This window comes from Flavobacterium sp. PLA-1-15, from assembly GCF_049060005.1.
GTDB lineage: Bacteria > Bacteroidota > Bacteroidia > Flavobacteriales > Flavobacteriaceae > Flavobacterium.
In genome coordinates this window covers 81039-96674 of the sequence record NZ_JBMGQS010000008.1, presented here as the reverse complement: position 1 = coordinate 96674, position 15636 = coordinate 81039, and the positions used below count along the sequence as shown (strand labels likewise).

Annotated in this window: 20 protein-coding genes; 13 read left to right on the top strand and 7 right to left on the bottom strand. The window is 34.3% G+C overall.

The annotated features are described in order from the left end of the window. Nucleotides 1-13 precede the first annotated feature (13 nt). Both ACI6PS_RS07545 and arsB read left to right on the top strand, forming a co-directional pair. On the top strand, nt 14-433 hold the full coding sequence (locus ACI6PS_RS07545; RefSeq protein WP_421011944.1) for an arsenate reductase ArsC: 420 nt from the start codon (nt 14-16) through the stop codon (nt 431-433). After that, nucleotides 426-1484, top strand: a complete 1059-nt coding sequence (gene arsB / locus ACI6PS_RS07540) for an ACR3 family arsenite efflux transporter (RefSeq protein WP_421011943.1) — start codon at nt 426-428, stop codon at nt 1482-1484. Before ACI6PS_RS07545 ends, arsB begins: the two co-directional genes overlap by 8 nt. A 43-nt stretch (nt 1485-1527) precedes the next feature. On the opposite strand, the gene ACI6PS_RS07535 is transcribed toward arsB, so the two are convergent. Beyond that, nucleotides 1528-3021 carry a hypothetical protein gene (locus tag ACI6PS_RS07535; protein ID WP_421011942.1) on the bottom strand — a complete coding sequence of 498 codons (1494 nt, stop codon included), beginning with the start codon at nt 3019-3021 and terminating at the stop codon, nt 1528-1530. A gap of 774 nt (nt 3022-3795) precedes the next feature. Between ACI6PS_RS07535 and ACI6PS_RS07530 the strand changes: the two genes are divergently transcribed. Further along, a complete protein-coding gene (locus tag ACI6PS_RS07530) occupies nt 3796-3942 on the top strand; it encodes a hypothetical protein (RefSeq protein WP_421011941.1) in 147 nt (48 codons plus the stop codon). Nucleotides 3943-3980: 38 nt separating this feature from the next. Here ACI6PS_RS07530 and ACI6PS_RS07525 read toward each other — a convergent pair whose 3' ends face one another. After that, complete coding sequence (locus tag ACI6PS_RS07525; RefSeq protein WP_421011940.1) at nt 3981-4235, bottom strand: helix-turn-helix domain-containing protein; 255 nt, start codon at nt 4233-4235, stop codon at nt 3981-3983. Nucleotides 4236-4350: 115 nt separating this feature from the next. On the opposite strand from ACI6PS_RS07525, the gene ACI6PS_RS07520 reads away from it, so the two are divergent. From ACI6PS_RS07520 to ACI6PS_RS07490, 7 genes are all read left to right on the top strand, one after another. Beyond that, the gene (locus ACI6PS_RS07520; protein ID WP_421011939.1) at nt 4351-5127 is read left to right on the top strand and encodes a lipocalin family protein; all 777 of its coding nucleotides are present in this window, start codon (nt 4351-4353) and stop codon (nt 5125-5127) included. Between the two features lie 2 nt (nt 5128-5129). Next, complete coding sequence (locus tag ACI6PS_RS07515; protein ID WP_421011938.1) at nt 5130-5282, top strand: hypothetical protein; 153 nt, start codon at nt 5130-5132, stop codon at nt 5280-5282. Between the two features lies 1 nt (nt 5283). After that, nucleotides 5284-5583 carry a hypothetical protein gene (locus ACI6PS_RS07510; RefSeq protein ID WP_421011937.1) on the top strand — a complete coding sequence of 100 codons (300 nt, stop codon included), beginning with the start codon at nt 5284-5286 and terminating at the stop codon, nt 5581-5583. A 351-nt stretch (nt 5584-5934) separates the two neighbouring features. After that, nucleotides 5935-6543: a recombinase family protein gene (locus ACI6PS_RS07505; protein WP_421011936.1), complete on the top strand. Its 609-nt coding sequence runs from the start codon at nt 5935-5937 to the stop codon at nt 6541-6543. A gap of 16 nt (nt 6544-6559) precedes the next feature. After that, a complete protein-coding gene (locus ACI6PS_RS07500) occupies nt 6560-6760 on the top strand; it encodes a hypothetical protein (protein WP_421011935.1) in 201 nt (66 codons plus the stop codon). Nucleotides 6761-6857: 97 nt separating this feature from the next. Then, complete coding sequence (locus ACI6PS_RS07495) at nt 6858-7538, top strand: hypothetical protein (RefSeq protein WP_421011934.1); 681 nt, start codon at nt 6858-6860, stop codon at nt 7536-7538. Then, nucleotides 7525-8604 (top strand): hypothetical protein, encoded by a 1080-nt coding sequence (locus ACI6PS_RS07490; RefSeq protein WP_421011933.1) that lies wholly within the window; start codon nt 7525-7527, stop codon nt 8602-8604. Before ACI6PS_RS07495 ends, ACI6PS_RS07490 begins: the two co-directional genes overlap by 14 nt. Here ACI6PS_RS07490 and ACI6PS_RS07485 read toward each other — a convergent pair. From ACI6PS_RS07485 to ACI6PS_RS07470, 4 genes are all read right to left on the bottom strand, one after another. Then, nucleotides 8589-9533: a hypothetical protein gene (locus ACI6PS_RS07485; RefSeq protein WP_421011932.1), complete on the bottom strand. Its 945-nt coding sequence runs from the start codon at nt 9531-9533 to the stop codon at nt 8589-8591. The genes ACI6PS_RS07490 and ACI6PS_RS07485 overlap by 16 nt on opposite strands. A 445-nt stretch (nt 9534-9978) precedes the next feature. Continuing rightward, entirely contained in the window at nt 9979-11343 is a 1365-nt protein-coding gene (gene hisS, locus ACI6PS_RS07480) for a histidine--tRNA ligase (RefSeq protein ID WP_421011931.1), read from the bottom strand. 110 nt (nt 11344-11453) lie between these two features. Next, nucleotides 11454-12320 carry a peptide chain release factor N(5)-glutamine methyltransferase gene (prmC, locus tag ACI6PS_RS07475; protein WP_421011930.1) on the bottom strand — a complete coding sequence of 289 codons (867 nt, stop codon included), beginning with the start codon at nt 12318-12320 and terminating at the stop codon, nt 11454-11456. Nucleotides 12321-12323: 3 nt separating this feature from the next. Further along, nucleotides 12324-12809, bottom strand: a complete 486-nt coding sequence (locus ACI6PS_RS07470; protein ID WP_421011929.1) for a GNAT family N-acetyltransferase — start codon at nt 12807-12809, stop codon at nt 12324-12326. A gap of 27 nt (nt 12810-12836) precedes the next feature. On the opposite strand from ACI6PS_RS07470, the gene ribD reads away from it, so the two are divergent. Genes ribD through ACI6PS_RS07455 form a run of 3 tightly spaced genes read left to right on the top strand, consistent with a single transcriptional unit; the run spans nt 12837 to nt 15096 of the window. After that, the gene (gene ribD, locus ACI6PS_RS07465; RefSeq protein WP_421011957.1) at nt 12837-13880 is read left to right on the top strand and encodes a bifunctional diaminohydroxyphosphoribosylaminopyrimidine deaminase/5-amino-6-(5-phosphoribosylamino)uracil reductase RibD; all 1044 of its coding nucleotides are present in this window, start codon (nt 12837-12839) and stop codon (nt 13878-13880) included. Further along, on the top strand, nt 13873-14475 hold the full coding sequence (locus ACI6PS_RS07460) for an HAD family hydrolase (protein WP_421011928.1): 603 nt from the start codon (nt 13873-13875) through the stop codon (nt 14473-14475). Before ribD ends, ACI6PS_RS07460 begins: the two co-directional genes overlap by 8 nt. A 9-nt stretch (nt 14476-14484) precedes the next feature. Next, complete coding sequence (locus tag ACI6PS_RS07455; protein ID WP_421011927.1) at nt 14485-15096, top strand: IMPACT family protein; 612 nt, start codon at nt 14485-14487, stop codon at nt 15094-15096. Between the two features lie 16 nt (nt 15097-15112). Here ACI6PS_RS07455 and ACI6PS_RS07450 read toward each other — a convergent pair whose 3' ends face one another. Further along, the gene (locus ACI6PS_RS07450) at nt 15113-15520 is read right to left on the bottom strand and encodes an acyl-CoA thioesterase (RefSeq protein WP_421011926.1); all 408 of its coding nucleotides are present in this window, start codon (nt 15518-15520) and stop codon (nt 15113-15115) included. Between the last annotated feature and the right edge of the window lie 116 nt (nt 15521-15636).

The window sequence follows — 15636 nt, the reverse complement described above, 5'->3', positions numbered from 1 at the left end:
ATAACAATTCAATATGAAACGAATCTTAGTACTTTGCACAGGCAATAGTTGTAGAAGCCAAATAGCACACGGCTATTTAAATTATTATGCTAACGGTACGGCCGAAATTTACAGTGCTGGTGTTGAAACCCATGGTGTAAATCCTAAAGCTATATCAATCATGGCAGAAGACGGGATAGATATTTCCCATCATACATCCAACAATGTTGATGAATATACCGATATCGATTTTGATTTCGTTATAACGGTCTGCGACAATGCCAAAGAACGCTGCCCATTTTTCCCTTCAAAAGCAAAGAAACTTCACCAAAATTTTTCTGACCCCGCTAAATCCACAGGAACTGATGATGAAGTTATGGAAGAATTCCGAAAGGTTCGTAACCAGATAAAAGAGTATTCAAAATCATTCTTTACTACCAATTTCAATGACTGACTGCACACCCACCTATAAACGGGAAAGATTGGGGTTTCTCGACCGCTATTTAACGCTTTGGATATTCCTCGCTATGGTCATTGGTGTTGGAATAGGTCATTATTTACCTGATGCTACCAACCTCATTAATTCGTTATCATACGGAACTACAAATATTCCATTAGCTATCGGTCTAATCCTTATGATGTATCCCCCTTTAGCCAAGGTGCAGTATAGCAAAATGAGAGAAGTCTTCTCCAACAAAAAAGTGTTGACGGTTTCTCTTTTTCTTAACTGGATAGTAGGACCGTTCTTAATGTTTGCACTCGCAATCATTTTTCTTCATGACAAACCAGAATATATGGCTGGGCTCATTTTAATTGGCCTTGCAAGATGCATTGCAATGGTTGTGGTCTGGAATGATTTAGCAAATGGCAATAGAGAATATGCAGCTGGACTTATCGCATTAAATAGTATCTTTCAGATTCTTCTTTATAGTATCTATGCATATTTTTTCTTAACAATTCTACCTCCACTACTCGGATTAGAAAGTATTGGAATTGATATTTCAATGAGCCAAATTGCACAAAGTGTAGGCATCTATTTAGGCATACCTTTTGCTCTCGGCTTGATAACTCATTATGGACTGATACATTTGAAGGGAAAAGAGTGGTTTTACAATAAATTCGTCTCTTTTATTTCTCCAATTACGCTTATCGCATTACTCTTTACAATATTGGTTATGTTTAGCCTCAAAGGTGAAACGATTGTCCAAATTCCTTTTGATGTTGTTAGAATAGCAATTCCATTGGTCATTTATTTTGTGATTATGTTTATTGTAAGTTTCGTTCTCGCAAAAAAAATGGGAGTAGATTACTCTCGAAGTACAGCGATTGCATTTACGGCTACAGGAAATAATTTTGAGTTAGCTATCGCTGTATCTATTGGTGTTTTCGGAATCAATAGCGGCCAAGCTTTCACAGGAGTCATCGGCCCTTTGGTTGAAGTTCCCGCACTAATTGGCTTGGTCAATCTTGCCTACTATCTAAAAAATAAATTACTTCTTAAATGATAAAAATCATGGTCATTTCCCCCGGGAAATGACCATGATTCTATTAGTTAACAACCATATTTTTCAGTCTGTTCACAAGAGTCTGAGTAATTGAAACACCTTTATAATCATTGTAAACTTGCTCTTTTCTTTGCTTACCAATGTATAGGACCAAGTCTTTCACTCTTATCTTTGAACAGTTAAAATCGTGAATAACCATCATACTTTCTTTAACGGTTAATCCCATGTTTGGAAGAATCTCATACAAGTCAACCTCATCAGTCAAATGATATTTTTGAGATTGGACAATTGGATTAACTTCTTTTACGCTTGTCTTAACTCCAAATTCAAGAGTTGCTGCATTCATAATTCCCTGAACTCTACTCAAATCCTTTTCCTCACATAAAAGCGCATCATAAACGTATAACACATGAATCCCTTCAGCATTGAGTTCCGTTATTGCTTTTGTCATAATTTCTACTTCAGTTTTGAAAAATTTACGTGATGTTATCTTGTAACCATGCTTACGTTTATCTTCCTCGATATTCCTTAAAGCATCTGGCTCATTCATCTGATAATAGTCATAAAGTGTTGATTTTTTCATTTGTCCAATTCTCTTATTGAAGAAACTAAGATGCTCCACCTTGACAACTTTTATATCTTCACCAATTGCATCAGCAATTTTTTCATGGTTTAGGTATTCACCTTTTCCTCCGTACAAAGTCATTGCAATATTAGGATGCAAAGCCACAAAATCGGCTTCCTTCAAAGGCATTCCTTCAATTGTAATCTGGTTACGAATCCATGACGGCATCAGCGTAAAACTATCAACAACACGGCCACCGCTCTTATCATCACCTTGAATTGGAATCATGAAACCACGATGTGTTAGATATTCAAAAAGCTTTATGTTATCCTCAACAAAGCTTCTCTCATTATGGTCCGTCCAATAGTGATTCTGATGTTTATTTCTAACGGTTAGCTTTTTACCTTTTTTTGTCATGTAACCGTTCTTAACTAAACCTTTTCCAATTTCTAAAAGCTCCTCCGATGTTGGCAAATCCAGTTTAGAATAAATCTTGACAAGATTTAATGCAATTGGATTGTTTAAGGCCTTGGATAGCTGTCTGTAATATAGCTTGTTTCGAACCTGAATAATCTTTGGAGTCCTCAGAATATATTCGGTAAGTCCAGCTTTTAAATACGGGTCGGCTAACTTATATTTCATACTGCTTCCATCATGGTAGCGTGTATCCACTTCCAATATTGGACCGTTATTAGTTCCATTAACCAAGACCTCAACAATCTTTTTATAAAGGAAAGTATTATCCTTATCCTTTGTTTGTTCGTGCAATAGAGGCGAATACAAAGCTTTCCATTTTTCATCCGTGTAAATCGTACTTGCGAGATTGGATAAGAAAACAAGACACTTTTCGACCGCTATGAATGGGTTTGAGTCAATGGTTTTCAGAGATTTCTTAGGCACGTATTTCTGAAGCGCATAAGCCACCTTTTTAGGTATAAGAATGCTGTTAACATTCGGAAATAATAATGACATTTCTTTAAAAAGAATGTCATTGGATAAGACACTTAGGTCCTCTGTATCGCCTTCATTGGCGATTAAATCAAAATTAAATTGTTGCAAGGCATCTTCTAATTACCTATTCCTCATACATGACAAGGATTATGACTTCTTGTTTTAACTTGGTAGAAGAAATTGGGTCCATGACCTCCCAATAACCAAGGATTTTTAGAGTTTACTCTCTTTGTTTTTCATAAGTATACACATTTAATTTTACATTGTCAAATCCTTTTATTTAGAAACTTACAATAGCGCAAAACAAGCATAATCATATTTACCAATCTTGGAACAATAGTACTATTCATAAGGATTTCCTTTATATAATTTCTCTATATATAAAGTAACATATATGAAGTAATAGAATTATATAATAGAATATAAAGTAGCGTAGATTAATGTAAATAGTAGAGCTACTTAAAGTTTAAAATACATTCTTAATGACATAAATACAAACAAATAGATATACATACTATGGCATAAAACACCAATAGTTATCACGTTCCATATAAAGACAATTTGCTGATTTAAAACAATTTAAAGCATCTAAAAACCTTAAATATTAGTGTGGTGGTCATATCCTCCCCTCCCAATGGTCATTTCTTTAAAATACTGTTCAAAAACCCGCTCTTTGAATCGACTTTTTGGAACTCTATGTACATTCCCATATAGATGTCTTCAGAAATCCTGGAAAAATTTTGGAGCCAAAAAAAGAGATTAATGTTTGTTGTGATATTTATAATAAAAACATTTATGAAACTGACTATTACTACAGCACAATTTAAACGTTTGCTTTCTAACCCGAGCATTAAACCAAAATATCCGATAACGATAGATTTGAAAAAAGTTTCAAAGACCGACCTAAAAGAACTGGTCGATTTGCTTAAAAAGAAGGCTTAGCCTTCTTTTTTTGTTATATACACAAGGTATTCTTACAGCTATAATTTTACGTCTTTAAATAAATCATTATAATCTTCCAAGTCCAAAGCCAATGCAATCTTGATTAATTTATCCGTTCCCATAATAATTGATGGTCCATTTGGGCCACCTACATATCGCCTAAACGTTTCAACATCAATTTGTGCTTTAACCGCTAATTCACTCGTTTTTAAACCCTTTTTTTTTATCAAATCCTTGATATTTTGGGCAACAGTCTTCACGTTTTCTGGTATTTGGGTTTTTCTTACTCGCATAGGATAAAGGTAAAACCATCAAGAATTGCAATCAATGATTCATCAATCATGACACATGTCTCATTATTTGAAAATTTATTTCTATTTTTGTATTACTAACAAATAAATCCAATCAATGAAAAATGTTTTTAAATTACTCTTGTTACTATCATTCGGCTTATTAGCATCTTGCTCTGGCGAGGATGGAGATGAATCTTCTCCAATATCAATTGAAGGAAAATGGTACGAGATAAGTTCGACTTTAAATGGAGAAGTAACACCAGCACTCCATGCTGACGGATGTGAATACAACTACTCCTTTTTTACTTCAAATTCGTTAACATCATACTATTTTGATAATATTACTGGTGAATGTATTGAGCATAAAGGAAACGAGAACGTATTTTCAATTGAAGAAGATATTATTACCTTATCTAACTCTGGCAGACAATATGAGATAGTGCAACTTGATAACGAAACACTAATACTTTTTTCGAATCGTCAAGTAGATTTTAATCAGGACGGCGAAAATGATGAACTCTATGTTCAATTTTCTCGGAGTCCAACGGGTAACAATAATCCGAATGTATCAACCCTTTTAGGAAAATGGATTTTATATAAGGCAATCTATGAAGGTGAATCACAGCCTACCATGTATGATATAAATGGCGATTGCGGTAAAGAAGTCTTAGAATTCTTTGCAAATAAAGAAGCTTTTGAAATGATTTATATTGATTCAAATTGCAACAACGGTGTCGGTACAGGTTGGGATTGGTGGTCAAGCGGTTCAGTATTCAAAATGGGATTTGAAAACTCAGATTCTGTATGGACCGTCTCTATAAATGGTAATGAATTACTATTGGATGGGTGGCAAGATTGGGGCTATAAGAAGTATTATAAAAAAGCTGAATAGCCATGAAAGAATGGATTGTTGACCTTTATCCAAAAGGAGGTGGTTTTAAGACAGCTACACGCGTATTTGCGGCAAATCAGTCGGCGGCACTTGTTACCGCCAGAAAAATGAATCCAAACTATAATACAGGTAATGTAAAACCTGCTAATCCCTAACATGAATACAACTCAAAAAATCATTTATACCATTTGGCCATTTGTAGCTGCTGGCATTGCAAAAGCAGTCTTCAAGGACGAGCAACCATTTACCTTCTTTACTGGTTTATTCTGTTTCGTTTCCTTTCTAATATATGCTAAATTTCTTTTACCATATATTGAGAATAAATACGATGTTATTGCCCAGATAGACACTAAAGATGCTTTAGAGCGGAAGAAAAATGACGCAACGGTTTATATCGCATGGTTTCATCTCTTAATTACTGTTGGTTTAATTTTCTTATTCTTCAAAAACTTATAAATTATGGATAAAATAACTTCATGTCCAAATTGCGGTAACAGCCATAGTGGGGACCGTGCAAAGCAATGCTCAAAATGCAGTAAAATCACATGCCAGAAATGCAGTTTTACTGGCTGTACTTGTGGCAGCACTTCATATAAAAAACAGCTTGTGATTGGCAAGTAACTAACGGGGCGAAAGCCTCGTTTTTTTTATGTTCCAAAAATAGATTATAGTCTATCAGTAACACATTTCTACTGGTGGTAAATAACAAAACACTGTCTTAAAAATGTATCAAATAAAACTATCCTAAATTTGACACAGTTAAAATATTATTTTATATTTGTGTAATTAATTTCAATCCTCCTAAACATGAAAGCCCGCTACAACCGTATTTCAACACCAAATCAGAAAATGGAACGTCAAATCGCCAAGCAAAATCCAGATGAGAAACTTTTTAATGATATAGTAAGCGGTTCAGTAAAATTTGCTGAACGTGAGATGGGGAAAACTCTTATACAAGAAATCAAAGCGGGACGCATTAACTGGGTTTCGGTGTCAGCCATAGACCGTTTAGGAAGAAACTTACAAGACCTTATAAACACTTTAGAAGACTTTGAAAACCTCGGTGTAACGTTGAGAGTGGATAATTTAGGTCTTGAATCTCGAATAGATGGAAAGCCTAATCCCACTTTCAAATTAATCGTAAGTGTAATGATGAATGTTGCAGAAATGGAAAGAAATACACTTTTAGAACGTCAGCGCGAAGGAATTGCAATTGCAAAAGCTAATGGAACTTACAAAGGAAGGATGAAAGGTTCAGTTGAATCAAACGCTGAAGTTCTGAAAAAATATAAGGAAGTAGTAAAATTTTTAAATCGTAAACAATCCCTACGTAATACTGCCAAGCTTTGTAATGTTGCATTGGGAACTGTACAAAAAGTTCACCAAATCATTAAACAACAAGAAAAAGTACTTTAATTAAAAACTAAAAAATATGAATGTTTACGCAATCACAATAAACGACATCGATAAGCTTTTGCTACCAACAATTGAAAAACTCGCGAATGAATTAAGTGGACAAGTTATTGCAAGAGAGAAAACTAAAGATGGTACTTATATTGAATACGAATTTCCTTCTTATCACAATCAAAAACAATTTGCTGCCGCCTTACTTGAAATAGGATTAAATCTATAATGTATATTTCAAAAAAAATGAATGCTTACTAAGTTCAAATTTCCAAAACGTGTTTAATGTCTTAGTTCGGCATATTGGATAAAATAAAGTATAAATTATGAATATCACCAATATCATCAATGAACTGACAGATACAGAAAGTTCTTTAGCTTCATCCCTTTTAAAAATTAAAGTCTTAGGGGTAAGATTAAACAATCAAGAGCTGGTCAATTGGACCAACAATGAAATCGAAGGATATACTGATGGAAGTCCGCTACCTATATATAGAAAGTACTCTTGTAATGTAGTTGGTAATATTCAAAACGGAAATTGGAATTTAACAAATCATTTTTTACCACTGGACGGATTCGATTCAGATTTGAAAGAAAAAATTGAAACCTTCGAATTATACCACAGCCTATCGGGTATGGAAAAGTTATTGGCAGATAAATCAACCGACAGATTATACAATTCCTTACCACTTCAATTACATCAATATTTCTCGAGGCAACTTCAAAAAAATGGTAACCACAATGCTCATGTATATGAAGCATGGAGAGAGCTTGGAAAAGGTGGTTTAGAACAAGCCATTTCAATAATCAGAAATAAAGCCTTGGACCTAATGTTGATGTTAGAACAGGAATTTGGATATGAAATCGAATATGACAAGCTGATTAGTTCAAAAACAGAAGCTAACAAAATAATTTACAATGTCCTGAATAATATCTATACCTTAGGAAGCCAAAATATCATTAATACTGGCAACAATAGCAATTTAACTGGAAATGGGAAATCGTAATTTTAATATAGAAATCAAAGATGGTAATAAATTTATTGAAGATTTAGTTACTAAAAAATTTACTACAATTGATGGTGAATATATATGGGATTTAGGATTTGATACTTTACCACATTGTACAGTTAACAAACCGAAAAACTATCCCAATTGCTGTGACTTTCATAAATCGATAAAAGAAAATGCTATAAAAAAATTCGAAAAATTCCCTCATTGTTGTGATTTCCATCGAAAATTAGTCAAGAAAGATTGGTTTAAAAAAGAGCTCTATAACCATGTGCCTGAAAAAATAGTTAAACAATGGATTTTCTTGGAGTGCTTCATGGATGAACATATTGAAAAAGATGACTGGTATAGAGAAATTACAGATTATTTCGATTATGTTTTTGATAGCTTTGGCACACCTACTGTCGGCATAAGTGATTTTATTGGCCATATGTATCACTACTTAAAAAATAACCATTTTAAAGAAAACTTTCCTCTTTGGAAACGGAAATTATTAATTGAATTTATAAACGAAAGTTTAAACGTCAAGAAAAATACGGAAATTAAAGCCAAGACAGATATTAATATTTTACATGGAACCTATCAAAAATGGGTAAAAGCTCTTCCAAGTGTAATTAAGGAGAAAGAGAAATTGGAACAAATTTTTCCATTGGGTGTATTGATACATTCGCCACATTACAACAGATTTACTCAACTTACAAAGTATAAAACTCGTACTAATGGAGAATTTATCGAAATTTTGATAAATACAACAAAATCCTTTTTATTACAAATTGATTCGACAAAAGTTGCTGATGCCCAAAAACACCAACTGGAAATAATTAACGAATCACATAGGATTAAACAAGTTTCACTACTTCAAACTTACAGTAAAAAGGAAATGAAATATATTAAGATTCTAAACATTTGGCTAAAAAATGAAAAAGACTATTTCCATGAATTAAACTCAGTCCTTCATCCCCTTCCAATGGTAACAAATAACATTTCAGTAAAAAATGAAGGTAACGAAAACATCATCAACCTTGGTGATAATGCGGTTATTCAAATTCAGGCTAAACCATAGTATTTTAAAATGCCTTGAGCAAGAACAGAACCAGCGGCTCCAATTCCAATTTCCCAAACACCAGACACGACTTTTCCCATCATCATTTGAATCCACCCACCCACTTGAGGACCAAATTTTGTTGGTGTTGTCAAAGAAACTTCGTCATCAATTATCTCCACTAATTGCGCCACGTCTTCATCTGAAACTCCTTTTTCGTTAAGGAATTTCTTCAATTCCTCTTTATTCCCTTTTGTGATAACGGCATTATTTGTAACCGTAGAATTGTCTCCTGTATTAATCGTATTACCGTCTCCTGTCGTTGTTATTTTAATCTTATTCATATAATAGTTTATTGTTTGATTAACTGCTTGTTTATCTATAACACGAGTTTCCATTTCCGCGTCAATGTTGGGAAAGTCTTCTTCCAATTCGAGCATAAGTTCCAACAACTTTGAACGGATATTCATAAGCACCTCGGTGAATTCAAATACCTGAATATTGGTTCTTAACGAATGGACTCCAAAGGTACGACCTTGTTGCCTGAGGTCTTCGGTCAACATTTGGCAAAAATCAGCAGAATGAGGTTGAACCACAGAACCTTTTGGGTCGGTCACAATTATTTCCTCTAATGCTCTTATACTGCTAAATACTCGGTATTTAAGAAGTATTTCTCGCACAACTTCTGAAAAAGATTGAAATGGTAATGTTTGTTCAGGCAAAAAATTCCCTCGTTGTTTTAAGATAGCGAAATTTGTGCACTTTGCATATCTATACATTGGAAGTACAGCTCCCGTATCATATCCATTGAGTTCTTGAATTACCCAATTGTAGAGTCCTTCGTTTCCGATACGTTTAGCAAATATTTGAGCTTTCAAGAATGCACTAACCAGTGATTGACTGTCGTCGGATAATAGATTAATAATCTCGGTAATGTTTTGCGCTTTCATAAAAACAAATATAATCTAAAAAACCTCAACAAATTGTTGTCGGGTACAAGTGTCGGGAAAGTTGTCGGGAATACCTGTTAAAAGCGGTCGAAAACCGAAAGACTAAATTTTACAATGCTGGATTTACTGATGATTCCAGATTTATTTAAAGATTCATAACCCTGAGGTCACGGGTTCAACTCCCGTCTTCGCTACCACAAAACGGACTAATTAATTAGTCCGTTTTTTTTTGCTCGCTATAGAAAATACCTTTTTACGCTCTACATCGTAAAAATCAATCAGTTAAACGATAAAAAACTTCACACAACTTTAAATAATATAACTTAGCCGGGATTCATTTGATGGAAATCAAATAGGTAGTTATGATTTTTTTACCCCTAACTAAATAAAAAAAGGACAATCTTGAAGTAAAGATTGTCCTTTTGCATTTATTAAAACGTATTGTTTAGACCAAAGCTTCTTTCAATCCGTCAAAACTTAAAAGCACTTGCTCTCCCGACACAAGATTTTTCAAAGCAAATTTATTTTCTTTCATTTCTGTTTCTCCAATAATCACCGCAAAAGGGATGTTTCTTTTATCGGCGTGGGTAAATTGCTTTCCTACTTTTACATTATCAGGATACAATTCTACTTTGATTCCTGCTTTTCGCAACTCTGCAATAGCTTTCATAGCATAAAAAGCTTCGGTATTTCCGTAATTGATGAACAATGCTTTTGTAGTGGTAGTAACGGTTTCGGGAAATAAATTTAACTCTTCGACAACCAAATAAATTCGATCCAATCCAAAAGAAATTCCAACACCGCTCATATTTTTGAGTCCGAAAATACCAGTCAAATCATCATATCTACCGCCACCACCGATAGACCCCATCGAAACGGAAGCTGGTGGAGCCACTTCAAAAATAGCACCTGTATAATAATTCAATCCTCGTGCAAGCGTCACATCCAAATCTAAAATCGATTTCTGCATTCCTAGATTTACAACGTTCTCACATATGAATTTCAATTCTTCCACACCTTTCAATCCTTCTTCTGAAGATGCCAAAAGTGTTGCTAATTTTTCTATCTTTTCAGTAATTGTTCCTGTAAAATTGAACAACGGCTGTACTTTTTCGATTGCCGTTTCCGAAATACCTTTCTCAAGCATTTCTTTCTTTACGCCATCCTCGCCTATTTTATCCAGCTTGTCCAAAGCCACCGTAAAATCAATCAGTTTGTCCTTTGCACCAATCACTTCTGCTATTCCGGATAGTATTTTTCGGTTGTTGATTTTAATCTTCACACCTTCCAGACCTAAATCTGAAAAAACACCATCATACAATTGTACCAACTCCACTTCCTGCCATAATGAAGTAGAACCTACGACATCGGCATCACATTGATAAAACTCTCTGAAACGCCCTTTTTGAGGACGATCGGCTCTCCAAACCGGTTGGATTTGATATCTTTTAAAGGGAAACTCAATATCATTTTGATGTTGCACCACATATCTTGCAAAAGGAACGGTTAAATCGTAGCGAAGGGCTTTTTCGGAAATAGAACTCGTTAATTTTAAACTGTCTCTGTTTTCCAATAAAGTTCCATCGGCTTTCGCCAAATAATCTCCAGAATTCAATATCTTAAAAATCAATCGGTCGCCTTCTTCGCCATATTTTCCCATCAACGTTTCTGAATTTTCAAACGAAGGCGTTTCAATCGGTTGGAAGCCAAATTTTTCGAAATTGGTTTTGATGATTTGGATAATGTATTGTCTTTTGGCCACTTCCGTAGGCGAAAAATCTCTTGTTCCTTTTGGTATGCTTGGTTTCATTCTTTAAAATTATGAGTTATGAATTAGGAATTATGAGTTTTCCCATAGTTCGTAATTCTTTGCAAATATCTGACTTTATTGCGTCTTTGCCCAATCGTAATTCGTAATTTTCAATTCGTAATTCTAAAGGTCGCCTTTGTCATTCGGTCGTTATCATAGATATCCTTTCTGAGTTCGATATCCTGAAAACCTTTGTTGTGAAGCAATTCTATCATTTCTTCTCCTAAATATTGGTTGATTTCAAAATACAATCTTCCCTCTTCATTGAGGTTTTTAGTCGCCAATTCCGCAATTTTTCGGTAGAAAATCAATGCATCGCTATCTTCTACAAAAAGTGCCAGATGCGGTTCATTATCCAAGACATTCTTCTTGATTTCTTCCTTTTCTAAATTTCGCACGTAAGGCGGATTGGAAACAATAATATCAAATTGCATTTCCAAATCATTGGTTTCTAGAATATTTTTCTCTAAAAAAACAACTTCTACCTGATTGATTTCAGCATTTTCTGTGGCTGTTTTCAATGCGTTCGGAGAAACATCAATCGCATACACTTTAGCATTTGGGATATTTTTAGCCAATGAAATTGCAATACAACCGCTTCCTGTTCCGATATCCAAAATCTTTAAATCTTTAAATCTTTGAATCTTTAAATCTTCCTGAATAATCCACTCGACCAATTCTTCGGTTTCAGGCCTAGGAATCAGCACGTTCCCATTAACCTTGAATTTCAATCCAAAAAATTCGGTATTTCCTAATATATATTGAATAGGTATTTCCTTTTTCAATTCGGCTAAAATCAAATCCCAATCTTCAATTTGCTCTTCAGAAAAAGAAAAATCAGGATTCAAAGCCAAATCAATCCTTTTCATCTGATGCTTTTCTTCCAAAATCAAATGAAAAAAACTTTCGGCTTCCATCACATCATAAATAGATTGAAGTTGTTCGATAAAATAGGTTCTATATTCTTTGGCTTTCATAAATTAAAATTTTTTCAACATCCAAACCGGACAAGAAGTATGTCCTGTATTTCCCAAAGGTTTATCTAAATATTCAAAACCCATTTTTTTGTAAAGCTTTTGAGCCGATTCCATATAAGGCATCGTTTCCAAGTAGCAACTTTCAAATCCGAATTCCGTGGCTTTCGCCAAACATTTCTCCATCAAGGCAATCCCCAATCCCAAACCTCTGGCTTCGGGCAGGAAATACATTTTCTGCAATTCGCAAATGCTTTCATCTTCATTTTCAAGCTGGCTCACTCCTGCTCCACCTACTATTTTGCCATTATTTTCCACTACAAAATAAATTGCTCTTGACTTGTCATAAGCTTCAAACATCAGCTTTAATTGAGGGTCAGCATAAGCAGTTCCTACTTTTGGGATATCCAATTCAATAAAAACATCCCTTATAACTTGTTCAATTGCCTGGTTGTCTTCGGGTTGTATTGGTCGTATATTTATGTGTTGCATTCCGAAACAATGTCTTATTTTTGTGAGGTGAAGATACACGAAAAATACATAAAACGTTGCATCGAGCTGGCCAAAAATGGACTAGGAACCACCTATCCTAACCCTTTGGTGGGGAGTGTAATTGTGTATAATAATGAAATTATTGGTGAAGGCTGGCATAAAAAATCAGGCAAAGCCCATGCGGAAGTGAACGCTGTAAATTCCGTAAAAGACAAATCCTTGCTTTCAAAATCAACGATTTATGTGAGTTTGGAACCTTGCAGTCATTTCGGAAAAACGCCACCGTGTTGCGATTTGATTATTGCTAATAATATTCCAAATGTAGTAATTGGGACGGTTGACCCAAATGAGAAAGTAGCAGGAAAAGGCATCAAAAAATTGATTGAAGCTGGGAAGAACGTCACAGTCGGCATCTTGGAAGAGGAATGTAACGAACTCAACAAGCGATTTTTTACTTTTCATCAAAAACAACGACCTTACATTATTCTGAAATGGGCTGAAAGTGCCGATGGTTTTATCGCTCCAGAAAAAAGAACTGAACAGAAACCAGTTTGGATCACCAATCAATATTCCAGACAATTGGTGCATAAATGGAGAAGCGAAGAACATGCTATTTTGGTGGGAACCCAAACGGTAATTGACGACAATCCTACTTTGAATGTTCGGGATTGGACTGGAAATAATCCAATTCGAATTGTTTTAGATAAAAAAAATAGAATTCCAAAAGAAAGTTCTGTCTTTAATAACGATGCCAAAACGATTGTGATTTCTGAAGAAAAAAATACTTCTGAAGATTCTAATTTGATTTTTGAAACGATTGATTTTGATGGAAATATTGCTGAAGAAATTACAAAGGTTTTATTCAAACACAACATCCAATCGGTAATAATTGAAGGCGGAAGACAAATGCTTCAAACTTTTATTGGTGCCTATATTTGGGATGAAGCCCGCGTTTTTAAAGGTTCTATTTCCTTTGGAGAGGGAATAAAAGCACCAAGTTTGCATTCCAAATTAATAGGAAAGCAAACTATTCTTGACGACGAACTTTTAATTTTTCGAAACCATGATTGATGCCATAATTTTTGATTTTGGAGATATTTTCATCAATCTGAACAAAGATGCGATGAAAAACGCCTTCCATACTTTGGAACTCGAAGAATGGAACGATGATATACGGAAATTGAACAAGAGTTTTGAAGTTGGAAAAATTTCAGAAACCGAATTTCTTTCTGGAATGCAAAAACACGTTCCGAATGCATCTCTTAAAATTATCAAGGAAAATTGGAACACGATTTTAATGGACTTTCCGCTCTATCGATTGGAATTCTTGCAACTGCTTTCGCAGAAATACCGACTGTTCCTTTTGAGTAATACCGATGCCATTCACATTCAACATTTTCAAGAAACAGTCGGCGAATCGTTTTACAGCACATTTTATCAGTGTTTTGAAAAGGTTTATTTTTCGTTTGAATTGGGAATGCGAAAACCTGATGACGAAATTTATAAATATGTTTTAGAGCAAAACAATCTTTCTCCAAAACGCACTTTATTTGTAGATGATAAAACCGAAAACACAGATTCGGCTTCAAAATTGGGCATTCAAGTTTGGAATTTGCAAGTTGGAAAAGAAGATGTCGTAGATTTATTCGACAAAAAACTACTTTAAATTTTACTTTTGGAAATCAAGGACACTTATAAAACATTAGCCGAGCCATCTGAAGAAACATTACTGAAAGAAAAAAACAGCAAGTTCTTTGGCTATGCTTTTCCGATTGAAAGCGAAGAAGAAGTCAAGGAAATTCTGGAAACTTTAAAAAAACAACATTCTGGAGCGGGACATTTTTGTTATGCGTATCAAATTGGAACCGATAAAATTTCTTTTCGTGCCAATGATGATGGCGAGCCAAGCAATTCGGCTGGAATGCCCATTTATGGACAAATTCAATCTTTTGGACTTACGAATGTATTGATTGTAGTTATTCGGTATTATGGAGGTGTCAAATTAGGTGTTGGAGGATTGATTTCTGCTTATCGAACTTCTGCTCAAATGAGCTTGGAAGCATCAGATATTACCGAAAAAACGATTGACGTCCAATATATTGTTTCATTCGATTATAAAAACATGAACAAAGTGATGCGTGTTATAAAAGAAAAAAATCTCGACATCATTTCTCAAAAAATGGAAATGAGTTGTGAGATTGTGATTTCGACACGAAAAAAAAATGCCGAAATGGTATTCGACATTTTCAATTCTATGTTTGAAATTGACATCAAAATTAAAGAATAATCAACATCCAATTTGTTTAACTGTCAATTTCTAAAAGTTTGACTTTTATATACTCTGGAGGAAGTGTCGGACGACCCGTTTTCATATCCACAAAAACTAAAATTGAGTTGCCAATTGTTAATAACTCATCTGCTTCGTTATAAATTTCATAATCGAATTCAATCTTAACAGAAGTCTGATTTTTATAAATAGTTTTTACCCTTAAAAGGTCGTCGTAACGTGCTGGCTTTTTGTAGTTCATACTTAATGAAACCACGGGAAGCATAATTCCGTTTTGTTCCATCCATTTATAAGAAACCCCCATATTTCTTAGCCATTCCACGCGACCCATCTCAAAATATTGTGCGTAATTTCCGTGATAAACTACCCCCATTTGGTCGGTTTCGGCATATCGTACACGTACTGTAAATTCGTGTTCTCTCATATATATTTTAGGTTATTAAATATTAAATTTTCTATTACTTACAACTTTATTTTTACAAATTCAAACCCTATTTATTTTTTTTTAAAGAAATTTGTTCACATATTTGTTCTCCCGAA